This is a genomic window from Thioclava sp. DLFJ4-1 (assembly GCF_002020145.1).
GTDB lineage: Bacteria > Pseudomonadota > Alphaproteobacteria > Rhodobacterales > Rhodobacteraceae > Thioclava > Thioclava sediminum.
Genome location: NZ_MPZT01000005.1, coordinates 233,168 through 252,128 on the forward strand (window position 1 = coordinate 233,168; position 18,961 = coordinate 252,128).

Below are 18,961 nucleotides of genomic sequence, written 5' to 3' on the forward strand. Positions count from 1 at the left end.
GGACTCCATAGAATTGGGGGAATGAGGAGGGTGCGCGGCCTGAGATCAGGCGGCGGCACGCGCCTCCTCGGGGAAGGTGATGGTGACCATATGCTCGGTCGAGGCATGGCCGTCGAAATGGTCTTCTTCGTGGAAGTGCGCCTCATCGGTCAACTCGCCGCCCATCGAACGTGCGAAGGAGCGGAAGAGCGCCCAGCTCGCTTCGTTGCTTTCGGTGATGGTCGTCTTCAGCTTGGTGCAGTCTTCGGCGACGTCGCGCTGGATGAGGTGGCGCAGCATGCGCTTACCAAGGCCAAGACCGCGTGCGTCGGGGGAAACAGCCACTTGCCACACGAAGAACGTGTCGGGCTCGGACGGGGCGATGTAGCCCGAAATCCAGCCGACGACTTCGCCTTCGCGCTCGACGAGGACACAGGTGTCCCCGAAGTGATCGCACTGCAGAAGGTTGCAATACATCGAATTTTCATCAAGCGGCTTGCAGCGGCGGATCAGCTTCCAGATTTCGCTGCCGTCTTCGGACTCCGGCTTACGGAAGACCAGTTTAGAACCCTTCTTGATCGACTCGACTTGCGGCACGGCTCTTTCCTCTCGTTTGCTTCGGTAGCCTAAGTAGTTCATGTGGTCGAAAATTTCAACCACCTAACTAATGGAACCCGGAAAAGTTCCGCTCATAGCCTTATATTCTTGCTTATAAGCCCTAAATACCATTAGCATGACAAAGCAAATGAGTAAAAACGAACACGATAAACTTAGCAAAGCCAAGCAATTGCAGAGCACGGAACTCTCTGCGATACTGGGTCGTCTTGATAAAAAAGGGGCCCGCCGCCTGATGGAGCGTGTCGATACGAGCCTGATCGCTTTGCGTAGAATCCTGCGCGCGACCGAAATGTTCGGCCGCGACCTGGCCAAGGCTGCCGGGCTGACGCCTGCGCAGTTCCGCGTGCTGCAGGTGATTTCCGAAAAAGGTTGGTCCACACCGAAGGCGATCGCACAGCGCATGGGCGTGAGTCAGGCAACGATGACGGCGCTGATCGACAAGCTCGAGCGCAAGGGCATGGTGACCCGTCAGCGCTCCGAGCGCGACCGCCGTCAGACCGATATCGTGATTACCGAACTTGGCGCGAGCGCGATCGACGAGGCCCCCGATGCGCTGCAACAGATCTTCGTGCGCCGCTTCGAGGCGCTGGAAGACTGGGAGCAGGCGCAGATCATTGCCTCGCTCGAGCGCGTGGCCTCGATGCTCGACGCGCATGACATCGACGCGGCGCCGGTTCTGGATTGGGGCGACATTTCGGGCAAGCCGAACTGATCAGCCTTTGACCCAAGCCCCATCGGGGCCCCGCGTGAACTCGTCGGCCCCGATTGGCTCGAAGCTCATGTCGCGCGCGCCATAGAGCGTGATCGACAGAGCGTCGCGCCCCCCTTCAATCACGTTGAACGTATTGGGCTCGCCGCGCAGCCGCGAGGACAGGCCCGTCCCCGCCTGCACGAACAGAATGCCAGGCACCGCCGAGAAAGGCGCCACCGATCCGGTGTGCAGATGCCCCGAGAGCACGAGATCCGCGCCGCAGTCCGACATCCCCTCCAGCGCATCCCCTGCCCCGTCCATGAGCGCCTTGTCGACTTCGGGCCCATGTTCGAGCGGATGGTGCATCACCGCGATTCGCAGCCTCTCGCCCGCCTCGCCGAATTCCCGACACAGGCGGGAGATCGTCCGCTCGGGCACCTTGCCGCGCTGCCAGGCGAAGCGGTTCACGGTGTTCACGCCGACCGCCTTGAGGTGATCGGTCTCGAAAACTGGCTCCAGATTATGATTGATCGCGGATTTGTAGCGCCCGAAGGGTTTGAGCATCCGCAGGAAGAGATTGTCGAGCGGTGTGTCGTGGTTCCCGGGCACCGAAAGGGTCTCGCTTTCGATCTGCTCCACGAACAGCCGCGCCTGCGCGAACTGGCCGCGCCGGGCGCGCTGCGTGAAGTCCCCGGAGATCACCGTCAGGTCCGGCGCGAGCCGGTTCACCGCTGTCAGCAGCGGCGCCTCGAGCTCGGGCAGGCTGCGCCCGAAATGCAGATCGGAAAGGTGAACGATACGGGTCATGCGGTCGTGTCTTGGGTCTCGTTTTCTGTGTCCTTGGCCGGCAGCACGATCCAGAGCGGCGCGTCGGACATCTTGAAGCGGAACGGGCTTTCTTCGCGGCACTTCTCACCGTCGAAGGCCAGCAGGCCGCGCCCGCGGGCGGTTTCGATCTCGAAGGATTTTGCGCGGATCAATTCGTAATCCTCGCCCTGCTTGGTCTTGCGGCGCACCAGCCGCGCCGACAGGCGGAAGAGGTCGCGACGGCTCTGCGCCTTCGCCACCAGCACCGCGAAGGCGTCGTCACTGATGACCGTCGCCCCGTCGAGCCCGAAGAAATCGAGCTGATAGGCTGAGCGCGCGATGAAGACGAGCGCGGTGCGACGGTTCCTGGTCTCCCCGTCCGCCGTAATTTTCAGCCGCATCGGGCGCTGGAAGCGCAGGAAGGTCTTGACGACCGACCAATGCGCAACGATCCGGCGACGGCCCCAGCGGGCGTAAATATCTTCGCGCGCCTTGAGGATCGACGGGTAGATCCCAAGCGACGCGTTGTTCAGGAACACCTGCCCGTTCACCTCGCCGACCCGGATCGGATGTGCATTGCCTTCGCGGATCGCGCGCGCCGCCTCCTCCGGATCCTCGGAGAGTCGCAGCCCGCGCGCGAAGAAGTTGAACGTGCCGAGCGGCAGCACCGCCATCGGCACCTCCTGCCCCACCAGCGCACCCGCGACGGCCATTGCAGTGCCGTCGCCGCCGGCTGCGACGATCATCTCCGCACCGTCGTCGAGCGCCTTGCGCACGGTCGCCACAATGTCGCTTTCCGGGGACCAGCGGTAAAGGGACGCACCGTCACCAAGCGCATCCATCGCGCGGCGGATCGCCTCTTCATCTTTTGCGTTGCCGCCCGAAGAGGGGTTCGCAATCAACGCGACCGCTTGTCGGCGCAATGCGACGCTCGGCTCCGGCGGGGTGCCATTCGTCAATTTTTCATCGCCTTTTTCGTCCTTCAACCCGGACTGGAGCGCGGATTTCGCGTCTCGATCCACGAGGCTTTCAGGCCCCGTATCATTCTCCGGTTTGACGGAATCCTTTGGCTCGGCAGTCATGATGTCACCTCTTCGTCGCGGCTGTAACGCCGCAGGGAGGTGGAAAGGTCCGTGAAAAGGTTGCGCCTCGGGACTTGGTTATTTACGACATAGAGTGTCGGAATTTGGCAAGTCTTGCGACCGTTATCGCGTGAGCGTGACTGTGCGAAGATTCCAACCTGGGGAAAAACGGGGACTTAACGCGACCGATATCACGGCGGCAGCCCGCGCGGATCGCTTCAATCAAAGCTGCCACAACAGGAGAACTGTATGAACAAGAAAGCGCTTGCTGCGTTACTGACGGCACTGCCGCTGGCGACCTTCTCGGCGCCCGCCTTCGCCGCCGATGGCGAATGTGGTTCCGTTACCGAAGCCGAAATGAACTGGGCTTCGGCCGGGGTCGCTGCTTGGGTCGACAAGATCATTCTCGAAAACGGCTACGGCTGTGACGTGACGCTGGTGACCGGCGACACGATGCCCACCTTCACCTCGATGAACGAGAAGGGCGAGCCCGACATCGCACCCGAGCTTTGGGTGAACGCGGTGAAAGTCGCGCTCGACAAGGCCGTCAGCGAAGATCGCCTCGTGATCGCTGCCGAAATCCTCAAGGATGGCGGCGAAGAAGGCTGGTGGATCCCGAAATACGTCGCCGACGAGCACCCCGAGATCAAGACGGTCGACGATGCGCTGGCGCATCCCGATCTGTTCCCCGATCCCGAAGAGCCGTCCATCGGTGGCGTCTACAACTGCCCGTCGGGATGGAACTGCCAGATCTCGACCGCGAACCGCTTCAAGGCTCACAAGGCCGAGGAGAAGGGCTTCAAGCTGGTCGACACCGGTTCGGCTGCGGGCCTCGACGGCTCGATCGCCAATGCCTACGAGTCCAAGAAGGGCTGGCTGGGTTACTACTGGGCCCCGACCGCGATCCTCGGCAAATACCCGATGGTCAAGCTCGACGCGGGCGTCGAGGGCGACAAGGAAGCCTGGGACAAGTGCAACTCGCAGGCCGATTGCGTCGATCCCAAGCCCAACGCCTACCCGACCTCGGACGTGTACACGGTCGTGACCAAGGAATTCGCCGAGAACAACGCAGTTGCGATGGACTACCTTGGCAAGCGTGAATGGTCGAACAAGACCGTGGGCGAATTCCTCGCATGGCAGGCCGACAACCAAGGCACCAACGAGGACACCGCTTACTACTTCCTCGAGAACTATCCGGACGTCTGGAAGGCATGGCTTTCTGACGACGTGATCAAGAAGGTCGAGGACGCGCTCTGAGCGGGCGATCCGAGATTTTGGCGCGCGTGAGGGGAGCCTCGCGCGCGTTTTCTTTTAACCGGCGCAAATAATCGACCGGAGGACATAACAAGATGGCATCTTCATGCTGGGGCTTGCCGGAACTGATGTGTGAGTTCCCTTCCCTTCCCAACTCCACCCTGCGCCACATGCGCATGGGCATCGACGACGGGTTTCGCGGCATCGTCCGCGCCTATTCCGATCAAATCGACGCGGCCACCCGGCCGCTTCAATGGTTTCTCAACACCCTCGAACACGCCTTCGTGGACACGCCTTGGTTCGTCATCTTCGCGTTGATCCTCGTCGTGGTGTGGTTCGCCTCGCGCAATGTGAAGATCGTGATCGGCTCCTCCCTGGGCCTTGCCTTCATCGGTATCTTCGGACTGTGGGAAGACACGATGACCACCCTCGCGATGGTCACGGTAGCGACGCTGATCGCGATCATCCTCGGCCTGCCGATCGGCATCCTGATGGCGCGCTCGGACCGGATGCAGAAAATCCTGACGCCGGTGCTCGATGTCATGCAGACCATGCCATCCTTCGTCTACCTGATCCCGGTCGTCGTGATCTTCGGTATCGGCAAGGTGCCCGGCGTGATCGCCGTTGTGATCTACGCGATTCCGCCGATGATCCGCCTGACCAATCTGGGCATCCGCCTCGTGGACAAGGAAGTCATCGAAGCCGCGGACGCCTTCGGCGCCAATCCCCGTCAGAAGCTCTGGGGCGTGCAGCTCCCGCTGTCGCTGCCGACGATCATGGCGGGCGTCAACCAGACCATCATGATGGCGCTGGCGATGGTCGTCGTGGCCTCGATGGTCGGCGTTGGTGGCCTCGGTAAAAACGTGCTGCAGGCGATTAACAACCAGTTCTTCACCATCGGCTTCCTGAACGGTTTCGCACTCGTTGCGATCGCGATCATCTTCGACCGCGCGAGCCAGGCGTTCGGCAAGCGGCTGCAGAAACATTCGGAGGCCGGCCATGACTGATGCCACGACCAACACCGATACCGGCAACCGCTCGGGCATCGAGATCCGCAATCTCTACAAGATCTTCGGGGCGCGCCCCAAGGATTACGTGGAGAAGGTGCAGGCCGGCATGGGCAAGGAAGAGCTTAACGACAAGCACAAGCACGTTCTGGGCCTGCAGGACATCAACCTTACCCTGCCGCCGGGCAAGATCTCGGTGATCATGGGCCTGTCGGGCTCGGGCAAGTCGACGCTCATCCGCCACATCAACGGGCTGATCATGCCCACGGCCGGGGAGATCCTCTATAACGGCCGCGACGTGGTGAAGATGAACGAAGAGGAACTGCGGGAATTCCGTCGCCATGAGACGGCGATGGTGTTCCAGAAGTTCGCGCTTCTGCCGCACCGGACCGTGCTGGAAAACACCTGCTACGGGCTGGATATCCAAGGGGTCGACCGGTCGAAATCGGAACCGATCGCGAAGAAATGGATCGAGCGCGTCGGGCTCGCGGGCTACGAGGATAACTATCCGAACCAGCTCTCGGGCGGGATGCAGCAGCGGGTGGGCCTCGCCCGCGCGCTGGCCAACGACGCGGACATCCTGTTGATGGACGAAGCGTTCTCGGCACTCGATCCGCTGATCCGGATGGATATGCAGAAGGTGCTTCTGGACCTGCAGGCCGAGCTGAAGAAGACCATCGTCTTCATCACCCACGACCTCGACGAGGCGCTGCGCCTTGGCGACAAGATCGCGATCCTGCGTGACGGCGCGCTCAATCAGGTCGGCACGGGGCAGGAAATCGTGCTGCGCCCGGCGAACGAGTACATCGCCGAGTTCGTGCGCGAGGTGAACCGTGGCCGGGTTATCCGTGCCGAGACCATCGCCTTGCCTCTGCCCGAGGGCGAGTTGCCGAAGATGAAGGTGAAAGCCAGCTCGGTGCTCGAAAAGATCGCGCGCCGGATGGCCGATGCCGAGGTGCGTACGGCGACGGTTGTCGACGCGGCCAACAAGCCGATCGGCATGGTCGACATGACGACGATCCTGACCGCCATGGTGACGCCCGCAAGCGTCGAAGAAGGCGATGACGAGGTCGAGGAAGACAGCGCCGCCTGAAGACTACTGGGTCGCCGCGTAAGCGTGGCGGCCCTGCCCGGCCAGTGCCGTCAGAGCCAGCTGGGTCCACGGCGCGACAATCGCGTCATATTGGCGCTGGTGTGGTTTCCGATCTGCGTGATCGACGCCGAAATCGCCCGATCCGCCGTTTGCCCCCGCAAAAGCGCAAATGCCGCAGCCTCCGCCGCAGCTACGACCGCCACGGGTTTTTCCTGCACCATCTGGAGCGATTCGAGCGGGGAGACATCCCAGAGCCCCATCATTCCCGCGACGCGCATCGAAATCACCGCTTGGGCCTCAAAGCCGATCCGCGCGGCCTCGAAGCCGATGCGCATAAAAGACAGGGGATCCATATAAACTCCTAAAACCAGACATCGCTGCAAAGCGACGTCAGGTCGTCAGGATCGCAGGTACAGGTTGAGATAATGCACTCTTCTTCACCGTCGAGCACAGAAAAATCAGATTTTCGCGAGGTGAGCATTCGTGAAGCCCTGTAATTGCTCTCACGCACAGACTTTCCGCCTTGCCTTCACGGCACTGTGACCCATCCTTTTAACGTCACTCGCGTATTGACATGACAAGGACGTGAACCAAATGGTTCAGAAATCGCGCGCAGCTCGGCCGGCGGGGTCGTATTTGCGTGCAAACAGGGATTTTGACGGGACAGCCAAATGATCAAACGCCTCCTCATCGCCCTCGTCGCGCTCATCCTCGTGGTGGGTGGCGTCGTCGGCTACAATCTTTTCCGCTCGAAGATGATCGCGCAGTTCTTCGCAAACATGACGCAGCCCCCCGTGGCGGTTTCGGTCAGCGAAGTGAAGCCGATCACCTGGCAGCCGGGCCTCGAGGCGATCGGCACCGCCGCCGCCGTGCGCGGCACCGAACTGGCCGTCGAAATGGGCGGCACCGTGCAGGAGATCCATTTCAAGGCGAATGACAAGGTCGAGAAGGGCCAGGTCCTCATGCAGATCGACGACAGCTCCGAGCGCGCCGATCTGGCCTCGGCCAAGGCCGCGCAGGATCTGGCGGAGACCAATCTCAAGCGCGCACGCCAGCTTGCCGACCGGGGCGTGTCCGCCACGTCCAATCTCGATCAGGCTGAAGCCAGCGCGCAGGAAGCGCGCGCAAGCGTCGCGAAGCTGCAGGCCGTGCTCGAGAAGAAGCGCCTGACCGCGCCCTTCGCAGGCATCATCGGCATCCCGCAGGTGGAGGTCGGTCAGTATGTCGGCACCGGCACCACCTATGCGACGCTGCAGGATCGCGACCACATGCGCGTCGATTTCACCCTGTCCGAACAGCAGGCGCGTCACGCCGAAGCGGGCCAGACCGTCAAGGTGAAGACCGAGGACGGCTCGGTCGATCTGGAAGGCAAGATCACCGGCATCGAGCCCAAGATCGACCCGAATTCGCGGCTCGTGACCCTGCGCGCCGAGGTGCCCAATGGCGAAGGAAAGCTGACGCCCGGCCAGTTCGTCCATGTCACGGTCGTGCTGCCCTCCGAGGACAACGTGATCGCGCTGCCGCAAACGGTGGTGAGCTCCAACCTCTACGGCGACTCGGTCTTCGTGGTGCGCAAGCAAACGCCCGAAGGCGCGGACCAGCCGCAACTGGTGGCCAAGCAGGTCTTCATCACGCTCGGACGCCGCTCGGGCACGCTCGTCGAAGTGACGAAGGGGCTGAAGGCGGGCGACATGGTCGTCAACGCGGGCCAGAACAAGCTGAACTCCGGCGCGACGGTGAGCATCGACAACGCGATTTCGCCCGATCCCGACGCGCCTTCCACCGAAGAGGTGATGAAAGCCTTCGGCATGGAGGGCAACGCGCAGGCAAACTCCGACGCGACGTCGGACGCTTCCGCGGATAGCGCTTCGGACGCCGCCTCTGACGGGGCATCGGACACGACATCAGACGGCGCGAAGGCGCAGTAAGGCCAAGCCCATGAACATCTCCGAGATCTTCATCCGCCGCCCCGTCCTGTCGATGGTGCTGGGCGCGTTCATGCTCCTGCTGGGCGCACAGGCGTATTTCAACCTGCCCGTCCGCCAATATCCGGAAGTCGAGGAAACGGTGGTCACGATCACCACCGCCTATCCCGGCGCCTCGCCCGAACTGATTCAGGGCTTCATCACCTCGCCGCTGGCCGCCGCCGTGGCGACTACTGAGAACGTCGATTACGTCACCACCCAGTCGCGGCCCTCGGCCTCGGTCATTTCGGTCCACATGAAGCTCGGGTCGAACTCCGACGCGGCGATGACCGAGGTGCTCTCGAAGGTGCAGCAGGTCAAAGGCCAGCTGCCCTCGGCGGCGAAGGATCCGGTGATCCAGAAGGGCACCGGCCAGACCTTCGCGCTGATGTATCTCGCGGCGCTCAACCCCAACATGACACCCGAGCAGCTGACCGAATATCTGCGCCGGGTGATCCGTCCGCGCATGTCCACGATTCCGGGCGTGGCCCAGACCCAGATCATCGGCGCTTCCGATTACGCGATGCGGGTCTGGATCGATCCGGACAAGCTCGCCGCGCGCGGCGTCACGGCATCGGAAGTCGTGGGTGCGATTCAGGCGTCGAATTTCCTCTCGGCCCCGGGCAAGACGAAGAACGAGTACGTCGCCCAGTCGATCACGCTGCAATCCACGCTGCAAACGCCCGAAGCCTTCGGCAAGCTGCCGATCTCGGGCAAGGGCGATGACGTGGTGCGGCTGCGCGATGTCGCGAAGATCGAACTCGCCAAGGCCTCCGAGAACGAGATCGTCACTTTCGAGGGCAAGGAGGGCACGTTCCTCGGCGTCTACCCGACGCCCGCCGCCAACCCGCTCGATACGGCGGCGGCAGTGCGCAAGGCGCTGCCCGACATCAACGCCTCGCTCCCCGAAGGGATGAAAATCCAGCTGGTCTACGACTCGACCGAGACGATCTCGGCCTCGATCCACGAGGTATTCAAGACCATCGGCGAAGCGGTCGCGATCGTGACCGTGGTGATCTTGCTGTTCCTCGGCTCGCTGCGCTCCGTCGCGATGCCCATCGTGACCATTCCGCTCTCGCTGATCGGGGTGCTCGCGGTGCTCTTGGCGCTGGGATACTCGATCAACCTTCTCACATTGCTGGCAATGGTGCTGGCGATCGGGCTCGTTGTCGATGACGCGATCGTGGTGGTGGAGAATATCCACCGACATATTGAAGAGGGAATGAAACCGATCCCGGCGGCCGTGCAGGGCATGAAAGAGATCACCGGGCCGGTCATCGCGATGACGATCACGCTGGCCGCGGTGCTCGCGCCTCTGGGCTTCACCGGCGGGCTGACGGGGCAGTTGTTCCGGGAATTCGCCTTCGCGCTGGCGGGGTCGGTGATCCTGTCGGGGATCATCGCACTGACGATCACGCCGATGATGTCGGGCCGCCTGCTGAGACATGGCGAGTCCAAGGGCTTCCAGGCCTTCGTCGACCGCAATTTCGACCGGCTCTCGGGTTGGTACGGGCGGCGCGTCGATGGCTCGCTCGATCTGCGGGGGATCACCCTTCTCATCGTCGCCTCGCTCGTGGGCGTGACCGGGTTCATGCTGATGAACACCAATTCCGAGCTTGCCCCGGATGAGGATAACGGTGCGCTCTTCGCGATCCTGAACGGGCCGCGCTACGCGACCAGCGAGTACACCCAGAAATATATCGACCAGGTCGGGCGCGACACGGCCGATATTCCCGAAGTGCGCACCGATTTCTCGATCGCGGGCTTCGGCGGGGACAGCTCTCAGGGCATCTATATCTGGGCGCTAAAAGACTGGGCGGACCGCACCCGTAGCCAGAAGGAAATCCAGCAGGAAATTCAGGGCGATCTCGGCAAATCGACCGGGTTGAAAGGCTTTGCCTTCGCCCCGCCGTCGCTGCCGGGCACCGGGGGCGGCCTGCCGATCTCGGTGGTGATCCAGTCGATCCACTCCGCGAAACGCGTCGCCGAGGTGGCCGAGGAGATCAAGAACAAGGCGCAGGCCTCGGGCAAATTCATCGTCGTGCAGAACTCGCTCAACTTCGACAGCCCGCAGGTCAATGTCACGATCGACCGCGACCGGGCGGCGGCGCTGAACGTGCCGGTCTCGGATATCGGCTCGACCTTGGGCTTGCTGGTGGGCGAGGCGTCGGTGGCGCAGTTCGACCGCGACTCCAACAGCTACGACATCATCCCGCAGGTGCCGCAGCGGTTCCGCGCGAATCCCGAAGAGCTGGGCCGTTACTTCGTGCGCTCGTCCTCGGGGGCGATGATCCCGCTGTCGTCGCTCGTGAAGATCGACACCGGGGTGAACGCGTCTTCGATCGAACAGTTCGACCAGTTGAACGCGGCCACGATCACGGCACTGCCGCTGCCCGGTGGCTCCACCGGCGAGGGCGTGCAGACCATCGTCGACATCGCCAAGCAGGTGATGCCCGAAGGTTTCTATGTGAACTATTCGGGCCAGTCGCGGATCGAGACGCAGCAGGGCAACACCATCCTGATCGCCTTCGCGGCGGCCGTGCTGGTGATCTACCTCGTGCTCGCCGCCCAGTTCGAGAGCTTCCGCGACCCCTTCATCATCATGATGACGGTGCCGCTGACGATCTTCGGGGCCGTGCTGCCGCTGAACCTCGGGTTGGGCACGCTCAACATCTATTCCGAGGTGGGGCTGATCACGCTGGTCGGTCTGATCACGAAACACGGTATCCTGATGGTCGAGTTCGCCAATCAGCAGCGCGAGCAATCGGGCCTCACCCGCAGGCAGGCCATCGTGAAGGCCGCGCAGACCCGTCTGCGTCCGATCCTGATGACCACCGCCGCAATGGCGCTGGCCGTGGTGCCGCTGATCCTCGCGCAAGGCGCGGGCGCAGAGGCGCGCAAGGCGATGGGCCTCGTGATCTTCTCGGGGATCCTGATCGGGACGATGTTCACGCTGTTCGTGGTGCCGATGTTCTACACGTTCATCGCGCCCTCGGATAAATCCTTCAAGGAAGCGGAAGCGAAACGTCTGGCCGCAGGCTGACGCATGAAAACAAGGCTGGGGGCTTCGCGCCCCCAGACCCCCGCGGGATATTTGGGCCAAGGCGAAGTGTCAGAGCTTCGCCGTGGCCCAAAATCATTCCGGGGGTGAGATTTCGTGGATAGGAGCGGCAGCCCCTGCCCCGCTCAGAGATGGGCGAGGTAACTCGTCACGGCAGGGCGCACGCTGGATTGGCCGGCATTGCGCGCCTGCTGGATCACCTGCCGCAGCTCGCCCAGATCGGCGCGGCGGATCAGGTGTTTGACCGGGCCGATCGAGGCGGGCCGCATCGAGAGCGTACGGATGCCGAGCGCCGCGAAGGTCAGCGACTCGATCGGGCGGCCCGCATCCTCGCCGCAGAAGCTGAGTTGGGTGTCCGAGACCGCACAGCGCGCGATGATCCGTTCTAGGAAGTTCAGGAACGACCCGTCGAGCGTATCGTAGCGGCGGCGCACGCGTTCGTTCTCGCGGTCGGCGGCGAAGAAGAACTGCTTCAGGTCGTTGCCGCCGATGGAGATGAAATCGCAATCGCGGTAGAAGCTGTCGGGCGCGAAGCCGAGGCTCGGGGTTTCCAGCATCGCGCCGATGCGCAGCTCTTCGGGCACGGGGCGGCCCATCTGCGCCTCGCGGTCGCGGACCCGCAGCAGCGTGTCGCGCGCGGCGTAGAATTCCTCTGGCAGCGCGATGAAAGGGAACATGATCGAGGTCGGGCGGCCGTCGGCTGCGCGCAGCAGCGCCTGCAGCTGCATCCGCAGGATCCCCGGCTTGTCGAGCCCCACCCTCAGCGCGCGCCAGCCCATCGCGGGGTTCGGCTCGTCCTGCGGCTTCATGTAGGGCACGACCTTGTCGGAGCCGATATCGAGCGTCCGGAAATTCACCCGCTTGCCGTCGGCGGCATCCATCACCCGCTTGTAGAGCTGCACGAGTTCGTTGCGGCGCGGCACCTTGGTGCGGGTCAGGAATTGCAGCTCGGTGCGGAACAGGCCCACCCCGTCAGCGCCGGAGCCCTTCAGTGAAGGCAAGTCCGCCATCAGCCCCGCATTCATCATCAGCGAGACGGTCTGGCCCGATTTGTCTATCGCGGGCTGATCGCGCAACGAGGCGTAGCGTTTCTGGGCCTCCGCCTGCATCGCGATCTTGTCGCGGAACGCATGGGCCACGCTTTCCTCGGGCCGCAGATGCACCACGCCCTGATCGCCGTCGACGAGGATCGGGTCGCCGTTCAGCGCCTCGGCGGTGATCCGGCCCGCATGGATCACCAGCGGGATCGAGAGCGCGCGGGTGACGATCGCGGCATGCGAGCCGACCGAGCCTTCCTCCAGCACCACGCCCTTGAGCTTGCGGTCGTAATCGAGCAGTTCCGCCGGGCCGATATTGCGCGCCACCAGCACCGGGTTTTCCGGCATCTCGGCGCCGGTATCGCTGCCTTGCCCCGTCAGCTGGCGCAGCAAGCGGTTCGACAGGTCGTCGAGATCGTTGAGCCGTTCGCGCAGGTAAGGATCGGGCGCCTTGCGCATCCGGTCGCGCGCGGCGTTCTGTTCTTTCTCGACTGCGGCTTCGGCAGAAAGACCAGCGGTGATGTCTTCGAGCATCCGCCGCTTCCAGCCCTTCGAAGCCGCGAGCATCTTGAAGGTCTCCAGCACCTGCCGCTGATCCTTGTCGATCAGGGTCGGGCTGGCCAGCATCTCGTCGATCTTGCCGCGCAGTTCGGTGATCGCCTCTTCGAGCCGCGCGGCCTCGGCCTCGGGGTCTTCGGCCACCGGGTTCGTCACGACGACGCGCGGCTCGTGCAGCCAGACGCGGCCTTCGGCGGCGCCCTCCTGCCCCGTCGCGCCGCGGAACATGACCGGGAAGCGATGCGTCGCGCCGATTTCGGAATTCTCGCCACCGGTGAAAGCGCCGAGTTCGGTCATTTCGGCCAGCACCATCGCGACGACCTCGAGCCCGTAAAGCTCGTCATCCGAGAAGCTGCGCTCGTCCTTCGACTGCACGACCAGAACGCCCAGCTTCTCGCCCACGCGCTGGATCGGCACGCCGACGAAGCTGGAATAGATCTCTTCGCCCGTCTCCGGCATGTAGCGGAAGCCCGGCTCGGAAGGCGCATCGGCGGAGTTGATCGGACGGCCCGACCGCGCCACGCGGCCCACGAGACCCTCGCCCAGCCGCATCCGCGTGTGGTGGACAGCCTCGGCTTTCAGACCTTCGGTCGCGCAAAGCTCGAGCGTTTCGGGATCGCGGAACAGGTAGATCGAGCACACTTCGGTGCCCATCGAATCCGCAATGATCTGCGTGATGTGATTGAGCCGGTCCTGCCCGTCGCCCTCCGTGGCCAGCGTATCGCGCAGGCGTCGCAACAGCGTGCGACTATCACTTTCGCTCAGTTCCACCATCCGCGCAGGTTGCCCCTGTTGCTGCGGCCCTTCGGGTTACTCAGGCCTTGTCGAGTTCGAAGGCATCATGCAGGGCCTGAACCGCCAGTTCCAGATATTTGCGGTCGACCAGCACCGAAATCTTGATTTCCGACGTAGCGATAACCTTGATGTTGACGTTTTCAGCGGCCAGCGCCTTGAACATCTTCGCCGCGACCCCCGCGTGGGAGCGCATACCAATGCCCACGACGGAAATCTTTGCCACGTCTTCGTCGGCGACCAGTTCGTCGAACTTTATCAGCCCGGCGTCGCGGGCGTCCTCCATCGCCTTGCGGGCGCGGGCGACCTGATTGACCGGGCAGGAGAAGGTCATGTCGGTGACCTTGACCTCATGTTCGGCCTGACGCTCGGAGATGTTCTGCACGATCATGTCGACATTCACCCCCGCATCCGCGAGCGGCCCGAAGATCGCGCTGGCGATGCCGGGGCGGTCTTCGACCGTCACGAGGGTCATTTTCGCTTCGTCGCGAGAAAAGGCGACGCCGGAGACAACTTTCGATTCCATGATTTTATCCTCGTCGCAGACCAGAGTGCCCGAATTCTCCGTGGTTTCCTCGAAGGAGCTTAGCACGCGCAGCGGCACCTTGTAGCGCATCGCGAGCTCGACCGAGCGGGTTTGCAGAACCTTCGCCCCGAGGCTCGCGAGTTCCAGCATCTCCTCGAAGGCGATGCGGTCGAGCTTGCGCGCCTTGGAGGAGACGCGCGGGTCGGTGGTGTAGATGCCGTCGACATCGGTGTAGATGTCGCAACGCTCCGCGCCGAATGCGGCGGCGAAGGCCACGGCGGTCGTGTCGGAGCCGCCCCGGCCGAGCGTGGTGATCCGGTTCTCCGGCGAAAGCCCCTGGAAGCCTGCGATCACCGCGACCTTGAAGCCCTCGGAGAATTTCTGGTCGAGATTTTCGCGCGGGATCGACACGAAGCGCGCCGCGCCATGCGCCGAGGTCGTGTTGATTGGCACCTGCCAGCCCTGCCAGCTGCGCGCGGAGACACCCATCTCCTGCAGGCGCAGCGACATCAGACCGGCTGTGATATTCTCGCCCGAGGCGACCACGGCGTCATATTCGCGCGCGTCATAGAGCGGCGAGGTCGTCTCGACCCAGTTGACGAGTTCATTGGTCTTGCCCGACATCGCCGAGACAATCACGATGACATCGTAACCGCGTTCGACTTCGCGCTTCACCTTTTCGGCGGCGTTGGCGATCCGGTCGAGATCGGCGACGGAAGTGCCGCCGAATTTCATCACCAGAATGGGCATGGAAATCCCCCTTGGGCAGAGTCGGGCCTCTGCTAGCTCAAGCCGTTGGGCCGCGCAAGAGATTTGGCGTTTCGAGGGTCTCAGATCGGCGCTGGGGCGCTGCCCCTCTTCGCTCGCGCGAATTCACCCCGGGATATTTGGAAAGAGCGAAAAGGGTCAGTTCGTCTTGCGAGTCGACAGGAAGGGCAGCGGCAGAACCGGCAGCCCGTCCTCCAGCATCTTGCGCGCCTCTTCGGGTTTCGCCTCGCCGTGGATCGCGCGTTTCTTGGCGGTGCCTTCGTGCATGGCGCGCGCTTCGGTGGCGAAGTTCATGCCGACGTAATCGGAATTCTTCTCGATCTCGCGACGCATCGCGGCGAGGGCCTGTTCGGCCTCGGATTGCGGCTGCGAAAGGGGGCGTTCGGCGGCGGGCTCGCCCGTCTTGCGCGTCTGTGCGACAGGCGGCGCCATCAGCGATTTCCCGACCTTTTTCGAACCGCAGATCGCACATTCCAACTGGCCTGCGGATTTGAGCGCCTCGAACCCGGAGGCCGAGGGGAACCAACTGTCGAAGCGGTGCTCATTCTCGCATTGCAGCGTATAACGGATCATGTCTGCATCTCCCGGATGCATATGGAAATAAGCGTTTTAGGCCGCAATGCAAGCGCGTCGCCGTCGCTCAGAGCCGTGCGAGGAGCGCCTTTGCAAGGCTTTCGACATCGGCAGGCGGACCGAGAGCCCCCCGTGCGGCGCTAGCCATTTCGGCCTGCGCGTCGGCGTCAATCGTGGTGAAAGCGGTCGCAAGATCGGCTTCGGTTTCGCAAAGCTGTGCCCCGCCTGCCGCGTCGAGTGCCGCAAAGGCCTCAGCGAAATTCGCGACATCGGGACCGTGCAGCAAGGCACAGCCGAAGCCTGCGGGCTCATAGGGGGTATGGCCGCCCTTTTCGACGAGCGAGCCGCCTACGAAACACAGGCCTGCGCTCGCATACCAGCGGCCCATCTCGCCCAGCGTATCGGCCAGATAGACCTCCGCCGTCGGAGGCTCGTCCTTCGAGCGAGTGGTATGGCGCAGCCCGGCCTTGGCGATCAGCGCCGCGATCTCGGGCGCGCGGCGCGGATGGCGCGGGGCGAGGATCAGGCGCAGGCCGGGGCGGCGCGCGCGCGCCTTCGCGAAGGCGGCAAGGATCGGCGCGTCTTCCCCCTCATGGGTCGAGGCGGCCAGAACCGTGTCGCTGCGCGGCCAGTCGAGCGGCGTGCCGGGCGCGACGGTGATCGCCGTCTTGAGATTGGCGGGCGGCAAAAGCCGATCGCGCGGCAGTCCGAGATCGAGGAACCGCGCCTCGGACCCCGCATCCTGCGCCGAAAGCGCGGTGATCTGCGCGATCATCGGCTGCGCCATCCCGATCTTGGCCCAGCGCGCCGCAGAGCGGGCTGACATCCGTGCCCCGATCACGAAGATCGGCTGCTTCGCATCGGCCATCAGCGCCATACGGTTCGGCCAGAGCTCATTTTCGATCACGACCAGCGCGCGGGGATCATGCCGCGACAGAAACCGTCGCAGCGCGGCGCGATGATCGAGCGGGGCCATGCGGATCGCGATGCGCGGATCGGCCCAGCCCTGTCCCAGCTCGCGCGCCGTCACCGTGTTCACCGTCACCAACAGGTGCACCGCGGGTTCTGCGGCCAGCAGCGCATCGATCAAAGGCTTTGCGGAGGTCAACTCGCCGTTCGAAGCCGCGTGCAGCCATAGACGGTGCGGCGCGGCTTCCCCGCCGCCCAACCGCTCCGCCAGGGCAGTCCGGCTTTCCCGCCCGCGCAGAACGCGCCAGAGCAGCGCCGCCAGAACGAGCAGGCTCGCGATACTGACGAGAAGGCGGTAAAGGACCATGAAAGGCTCCGGCGAGATTTGCGCCATAGAACGGATCCCCCCCCTCACAGGCAAGCCCCTCCTTGCGTTTTCGCAAAGCGACTTTGCGCGAATGAACGGGTCATGGCCTTGTTTCCCGGGCGGCAGCTTGCGAAAGTCTTGCCCGGAGGCGCAGTTCGGGAGGGGCTCATGGAGCAATACGATTACATCGTGGTCGGCGGTGGCAGCGCAGGCTGCGTTCTGGCGAACCGTCTGTCGGAAGATCCGAAAAACAAGGTGCTGCTGCTGGAAGCAGGCGGGCGCGACAATTACCACTGGGTGCATATCCCGGTGGGCTACCTGTACTGCATCGGCAATCCGCGCACCGACTGGGGCTACAAGTCGAAAGCCGATGCCGGGTTGAACGGGCGCGAGCTGCTCTATCCGCGCGGGCGTATCCTCGGCGGCTGCTCCTCGATCAACGGCATGATCTACATGCGCGGTCAGGCGCGCGATTACGATATGTGGGCGCAGTCGGGCAATCCCGGCTGGAGCTGGGACGACGTGCTGCCGCTGTTCAAGAAGCAGGAAGATTTCTATCGCGGCGAGAGCGACCTGCATGGCGCGGGCGGCGAATTGCGGGTGGAAGAAGCCCGCGTGCGCTGGGAGATGCTCGACACCTTCCTCGAGGCTGCCGAAGAGGCAGGCTTCCCGCGCACCGACGATTTCAACACCGGCACCAATGAGGGCGGCGGCTATTTCCACGTCACGCAGAAATCCGGCTGGCGCTGGAGCGCGGTGAAAGCCTTCCTGAAACCGGCAATGCAGCGCCAGAACCTGCGGATCGAAACCAATGCGCAGGTCGAGAAGCTGTTGATCGAGGATGGCCGCGTCATCGGCATCCGCTACAATCAGAACGGCCAGAGCCATGACGTGAAGGCGGGCGAAACGGTGCTCTCGGCAGGCTCGATCGGCTCGGTGCAGATCCTCGAGCTGTCGGGGATCGGGCGCGGTGACGTGCTGTCCGAGCATGGCATCACCCCGGTGGCCGAGGTCGATGGCGTGGGCGAGAACCTGCAGGACCACCTGCAACTGCGCCTCATCTACAAGGTCTCGGGCGTCAAAAGCCTCAACACCATGTCCTCAACCCTCTGGGGCAAGGCGAAGATCGGCATGGAATATGCGTTGTTCCGCTCGGGTCCGATGTCGATGTCGCCCTCGCAGGTGGGCATCTTCACCCGCAGCTTCCCCGAGAAGGAAACGCCCGATCTGGAATATCACGTCCAGCCGGTCAGCCTCGACAAGTTCGGCGATGCGGTCCACCCCTTCCCCGGCATGACGGCGAGCGTGTGCAACCTGCGCCCCGAAAGCCGCGGCCATGTGCATATCACCTCGCCCGATTTCCGCGCCCATCCCGAGATCGCGCCGAATTACCTCTCGACCGAAGGCGACCGCCGCGTCGCCGCCGAAGCGATCCGGCAGGTCCGCCGCGTGGCCTCGCAACCGGCGTTCTCGAAATACAAACCCGAGGAATACAAGCCCGGCCCGGACTATCAGACCGAGGCGGATCTCGTGAAAGCGGCGGGCGATATCGGCACCACGATCTTCCACCCCGTCGGCACCTGCCGGATGGGCTCGGATGACGGCGCGGTGGTGGACTCGCGGCTGCGGTTGAAAGCGCTGAAAGGGCTGCGCATCGCGGATGCCTCGGTGATGCCGACGATCACCTCGGGCAACACCAACGCGCCGACGATGATGATCGCCGAGAAGGCGGCGCAGATGATCCTCGAGGACGCGAAGGGCTGAGAGTTCGGAGGGGGCGCTGCCCCCGCTCCTTTGGAGCCCCCCGGGATATTTTCGCCAAGAGGAAGAGGGGCGTTCTTCCTCTTGGTCTAAATATCCCCGCCGGAGGCATCC

15 protein-coding genes are annotated in these 18,961 nt (G+C 63.6%); 7 read left to right on the forward strand and 8 right to left on the reverse strand.

What is annotated here, in order from left to right:
* Positions 1–45: 45 nt before the first annotated feature.
* Positions 46–576: a diaminobutyrate acetyltransferase gene (ectA, locus tag BMI85_RS16495; protein WP_232621702.1), complete on the reverse strand. Its 531-nt coding sequence runs from the start codon at positions 574–576 to the stop codon at positions 46–48.
* Between the two features lie 253 nt (positions 577–829).
* Between ectA and BMI85_RS16500 the strand changes: the two genes are divergently transcribed.
* Complete coding sequence (locus BMI85_RS16500) at positions 830–1,309, forward strand: MarR family transcriptional regulator (RefSeq protein ID WP_078522117.1); 480 nt, start codon at positions 830–832, stop codon at positions 1,307–1,309.
* Here BMI85_RS16500 and BMI85_RS16505 read toward each other — a convergent pair whose 3' ends face one another.
* A complete protein-coding gene (locus BMI85_RS16505; protein ID WP_078602054.1) occupies positions 1,310–2,095 on the reverse strand; it encodes a metallophosphoesterase family protein in 786 nt (261 codons plus the stop codon).
* Positions 2,092–3,177, reverse strand: coding sequence for a diacylglycerol kinase family protein (locus tag BMI85_RS16510; RefSeq protein WP_078602055.1), 1,086 nt, complete (start codon positions 3,175–3,177; stop codon positions 2,092–2,094). The genes BMI85_RS16505 and BMI85_RS16510 overlap by 4 nt, the downstream gene beginning before the upstream one ends.
* 249 nt (positions 3,178–3,426) lie before the next feature.
* Here BMI85_RS16510 and BMI85_RS16515 point away from each other — a divergent pair, with 249 nt between their 5' ends.
* From BMI85_RS16515 to BMI85_RS16525, 3 genes are all read left to right on the forward strand, one after another.
* Positions 3,427–4,434, forward strand: a complete 1,008-nt coding sequence (locus BMI85_RS16515) for an ABC transporter substrate-binding protein (RefSeq protein ID WP_078602056.1) — start codon at positions 3,427–3,429, stop codon at positions 4,432–4,434.
* Between the two features lie 92 nt (positions 4,435–4,526).
* Entirely contained in the window at positions 4,527–5,438 is a 912-nt protein-coding gene (locus tag BMI85_RS16520; RefSeq protein ID WP_078602057.1) for a proline/glycine betaine ABC transporter permease, read from the forward strand.
* Positions 5,431–6,531 (forward strand): glycine betaine/L-proline ABC transporter ATP-binding protein, encoded by a 1,101-nt coding sequence (locus tag BMI85_RS16525; RefSeq protein WP_078602058.1) that lies wholly within the window; start codon positions 5,431–5,433, stop codon positions 6,529–6,531. Before BMI85_RS16520 ends, BMI85_RS16525 begins: the two co-directional genes overlap by 8 nt.
* 50 nt (positions 6,532–6,581) lie before the next feature.
* On the opposite strand, the gene BMI85_RS16530 is transcribed toward BMI85_RS16525, so the two are convergent.
* The gene (locus tag BMI85_RS16530; RefSeq protein ID WP_078545282.1) at positions 6,582–6,884 is read right to left on the reverse strand and encodes a hypothetical protein; all 303 of its coding nucleotides are present in this window, start codon (positions 6,882–6,884) and stop codon (positions 6,582–6,584) included.
* Between the two features lie 318 nt (positions 6,885–7,202).
* Here BMI85_RS16530 and BMI85_RS16535 point away from each other — a divergent pair, with 318 nt between their 5' ends.
* Positions 7,203–8,459 carry an efflux RND transporter periplasmic adaptor subunit gene (locus BMI85_RS16535; RefSeq protein ID WP_078602059.1) on the forward strand — a complete coding sequence of 419 codons (1,257 nt, stop codon included), beginning with the start codon at positions 7,203–7,205 and terminating at the stop codon, positions 8,457–8,459.
* Positions 8,460–8,469: 10 nt separating this feature from the next.
* Positions 8,470–11,538, forward strand: a complete 3,069-nt coding sequence (locus BMI85_RS16540; RefSeq protein WP_078602060.1) for an efflux RND transporter permease subunit — start codon at positions 8,470–8,472, stop codon at positions 11,536–11,538.
* A 143-nt stretch (positions 11,539–11,681) separates the two neighbouring features.
* Here BMI85_RS16540 and ptsP read toward each other — a convergent pair whose 3' ends face one another.
* The 4 genes from ptsP to BMI85_RS16560 form a co-directional block, all read right to left on the reverse strand.
* Positions 11,682–13,925 (reverse strand): phosphoenolpyruvate--protein phosphotransferase, encoded by a 2,244-nt coding sequence (ptsP, locus tag BMI85_RS16545; RefSeq protein ID WP_078571412.1) that lies wholly within the window; start codon positions 13,923–13,925, stop codon positions 11,682–11,684.
* Between the two features lie 40 nt (positions 13,926–13,965).
* The gene (locus tag BMI85_RS16550) at positions 13,966–15,219 is read right to left on the reverse strand and encodes an aspartate kinase (RefSeq protein ID WP_078521836.1); all 1,254 of its coding nucleotides are present in this window, start codon (positions 15,217–15,219) and stop codon (positions 13,966–13,968) included.
* A 156-nt stretch (positions 15,220–15,375) separates the two neighbouring features.
* Complete coding sequence (locus BMI85_RS16555; protein WP_078602061.1) at positions 15,376–15,810, reverse strand: DUF1178 family protein; 435 nt, start codon at positions 15,808–15,810, stop codon at positions 15,376–15,378.
* A 67-nt stretch (positions 15,811–15,877) separates the two neighbouring features.
* Positions 15,878–17,086, reverse strand: a complete 1,209-nt coding sequence (locus BMI85_RS16560) for a glycosyltransferase N-terminal domain-containing protein (RefSeq protein ID WP_078602207.1) — start codon at positions 17,084–17,086, stop codon at positions 15,878–15,880.
* A gap of 168 nt (positions 17,087–17,254) precedes the next feature.
* Here BMI85_RS16560 and BMI85_RS16565 point away from each other — a divergent pair, with 168 nt between their 5' ends.
* Positions 17,255–18,850, forward strand: a complete 1,596-nt coding sequence (locus tag BMI85_RS16565) for an FAD-dependent oxidoreductase (RefSeq protein ID WP_078602062.1) — start codon at positions 17,255–17,257, stop codon at positions 18,848–18,850.
* The last annotated feature ends 111 nt before the right edge of the window (positions 18,851–18,961 follow it).

Coding starts and splice junctions, on each gene's coding strand:
- BMI85_RS16500 (WP_078522117.1), top strand. CDS start 830: ATGGAGCGTGTCGATACGAGCCTGATCGCTTTGCGTAGAATCCTGCGC.
- BMI85_RS16505 (WP_078602054.1), bottom strand. CDS start 2,095: ATGACCCGTATCGTTCACCTTTCCGATCTGCATTTCGGGCGCAGCCTG.
- BMI85_RS16510 (WP_078602055.1), bottom strand. CDS start 3,177: ATGACTGCCGAGCCAAAGGATTCCGTCAAACCGGAGAATGATACGGGG.
- BMI85_RS16515 (WP_078602056.1), top strand. CDS start 3,427: ATGAACAAGAAAGCGCTTGCTGCGTTACTGACGGCACTGCCGCTGGCG.
- BMI85_RS16520 (WP_078602057.1), top strand. CDS start 4,527: ATGGCATCTTCATGCTGGGGCTTGCCGGAACTGATGTGTGAGTTCCCT.
- BMI85_RS16525 (WP_078602058.1), top strand. CDS start 5,431: ATGACTGATGCCACGACCAACACCGATACCGGCAACCGCTCGGGCATC.
- BMI85_RS16530 (WP_078545282.1), bottom strand. CDS start 6,884: ATGGATCCCCTGTCTTTTATGCGCATCGGCTTCGAGGCCGCGCGGATC.
- BMI85_RS16535 (WP_078602059.1), top strand. CDS start 7,203: ATGATCAAACGCCTCCTCATCGCCCTCGTCGCGCTCATCCTCGTGGTG.
- BMI85_RS16540 (WP_078602060.1), top strand. CDS start 8,470: ATGAACATCTCCGAGATCTTCATCCGCCGCCCCGTCCTGTCGATGGTG.
- ptsP (WP_078571412.1), bottom strand. CDS start 13,925: ATGGTGGAACTGAGCGAAAGTGATAGTCGCACGCTGTTGCGACGCCTG.
- BMI85_RS16550 (WP_078521836.1), bottom strand. CDS start 15,219: ATGCCCATTCTGGTGATGAAATTCGGCGGCACTTCCGTCGCCGATCTC.
- BMI85_RS16555 (WP_078602061.1), bottom strand. CDS start 15,810: ATGATCCGTTATACGCTGCAATGCGAGAATGAGCACCGCTTCGACAGT.
- BMI85_RS16560 (WP_078602207.1), bottom strand. CDS start 17,086: ATGGTCCTTTACCGCCTTCTCGTCAGTATCGCGAGCCTGCTCGTTCTG.
- BMI85_RS16565 (WP_078602062.1), top strand. CDS start 17,255: ATGGAGCAATACGATTACATCGTGGTCGGCGGTGGCAGCGCAGGCTGC.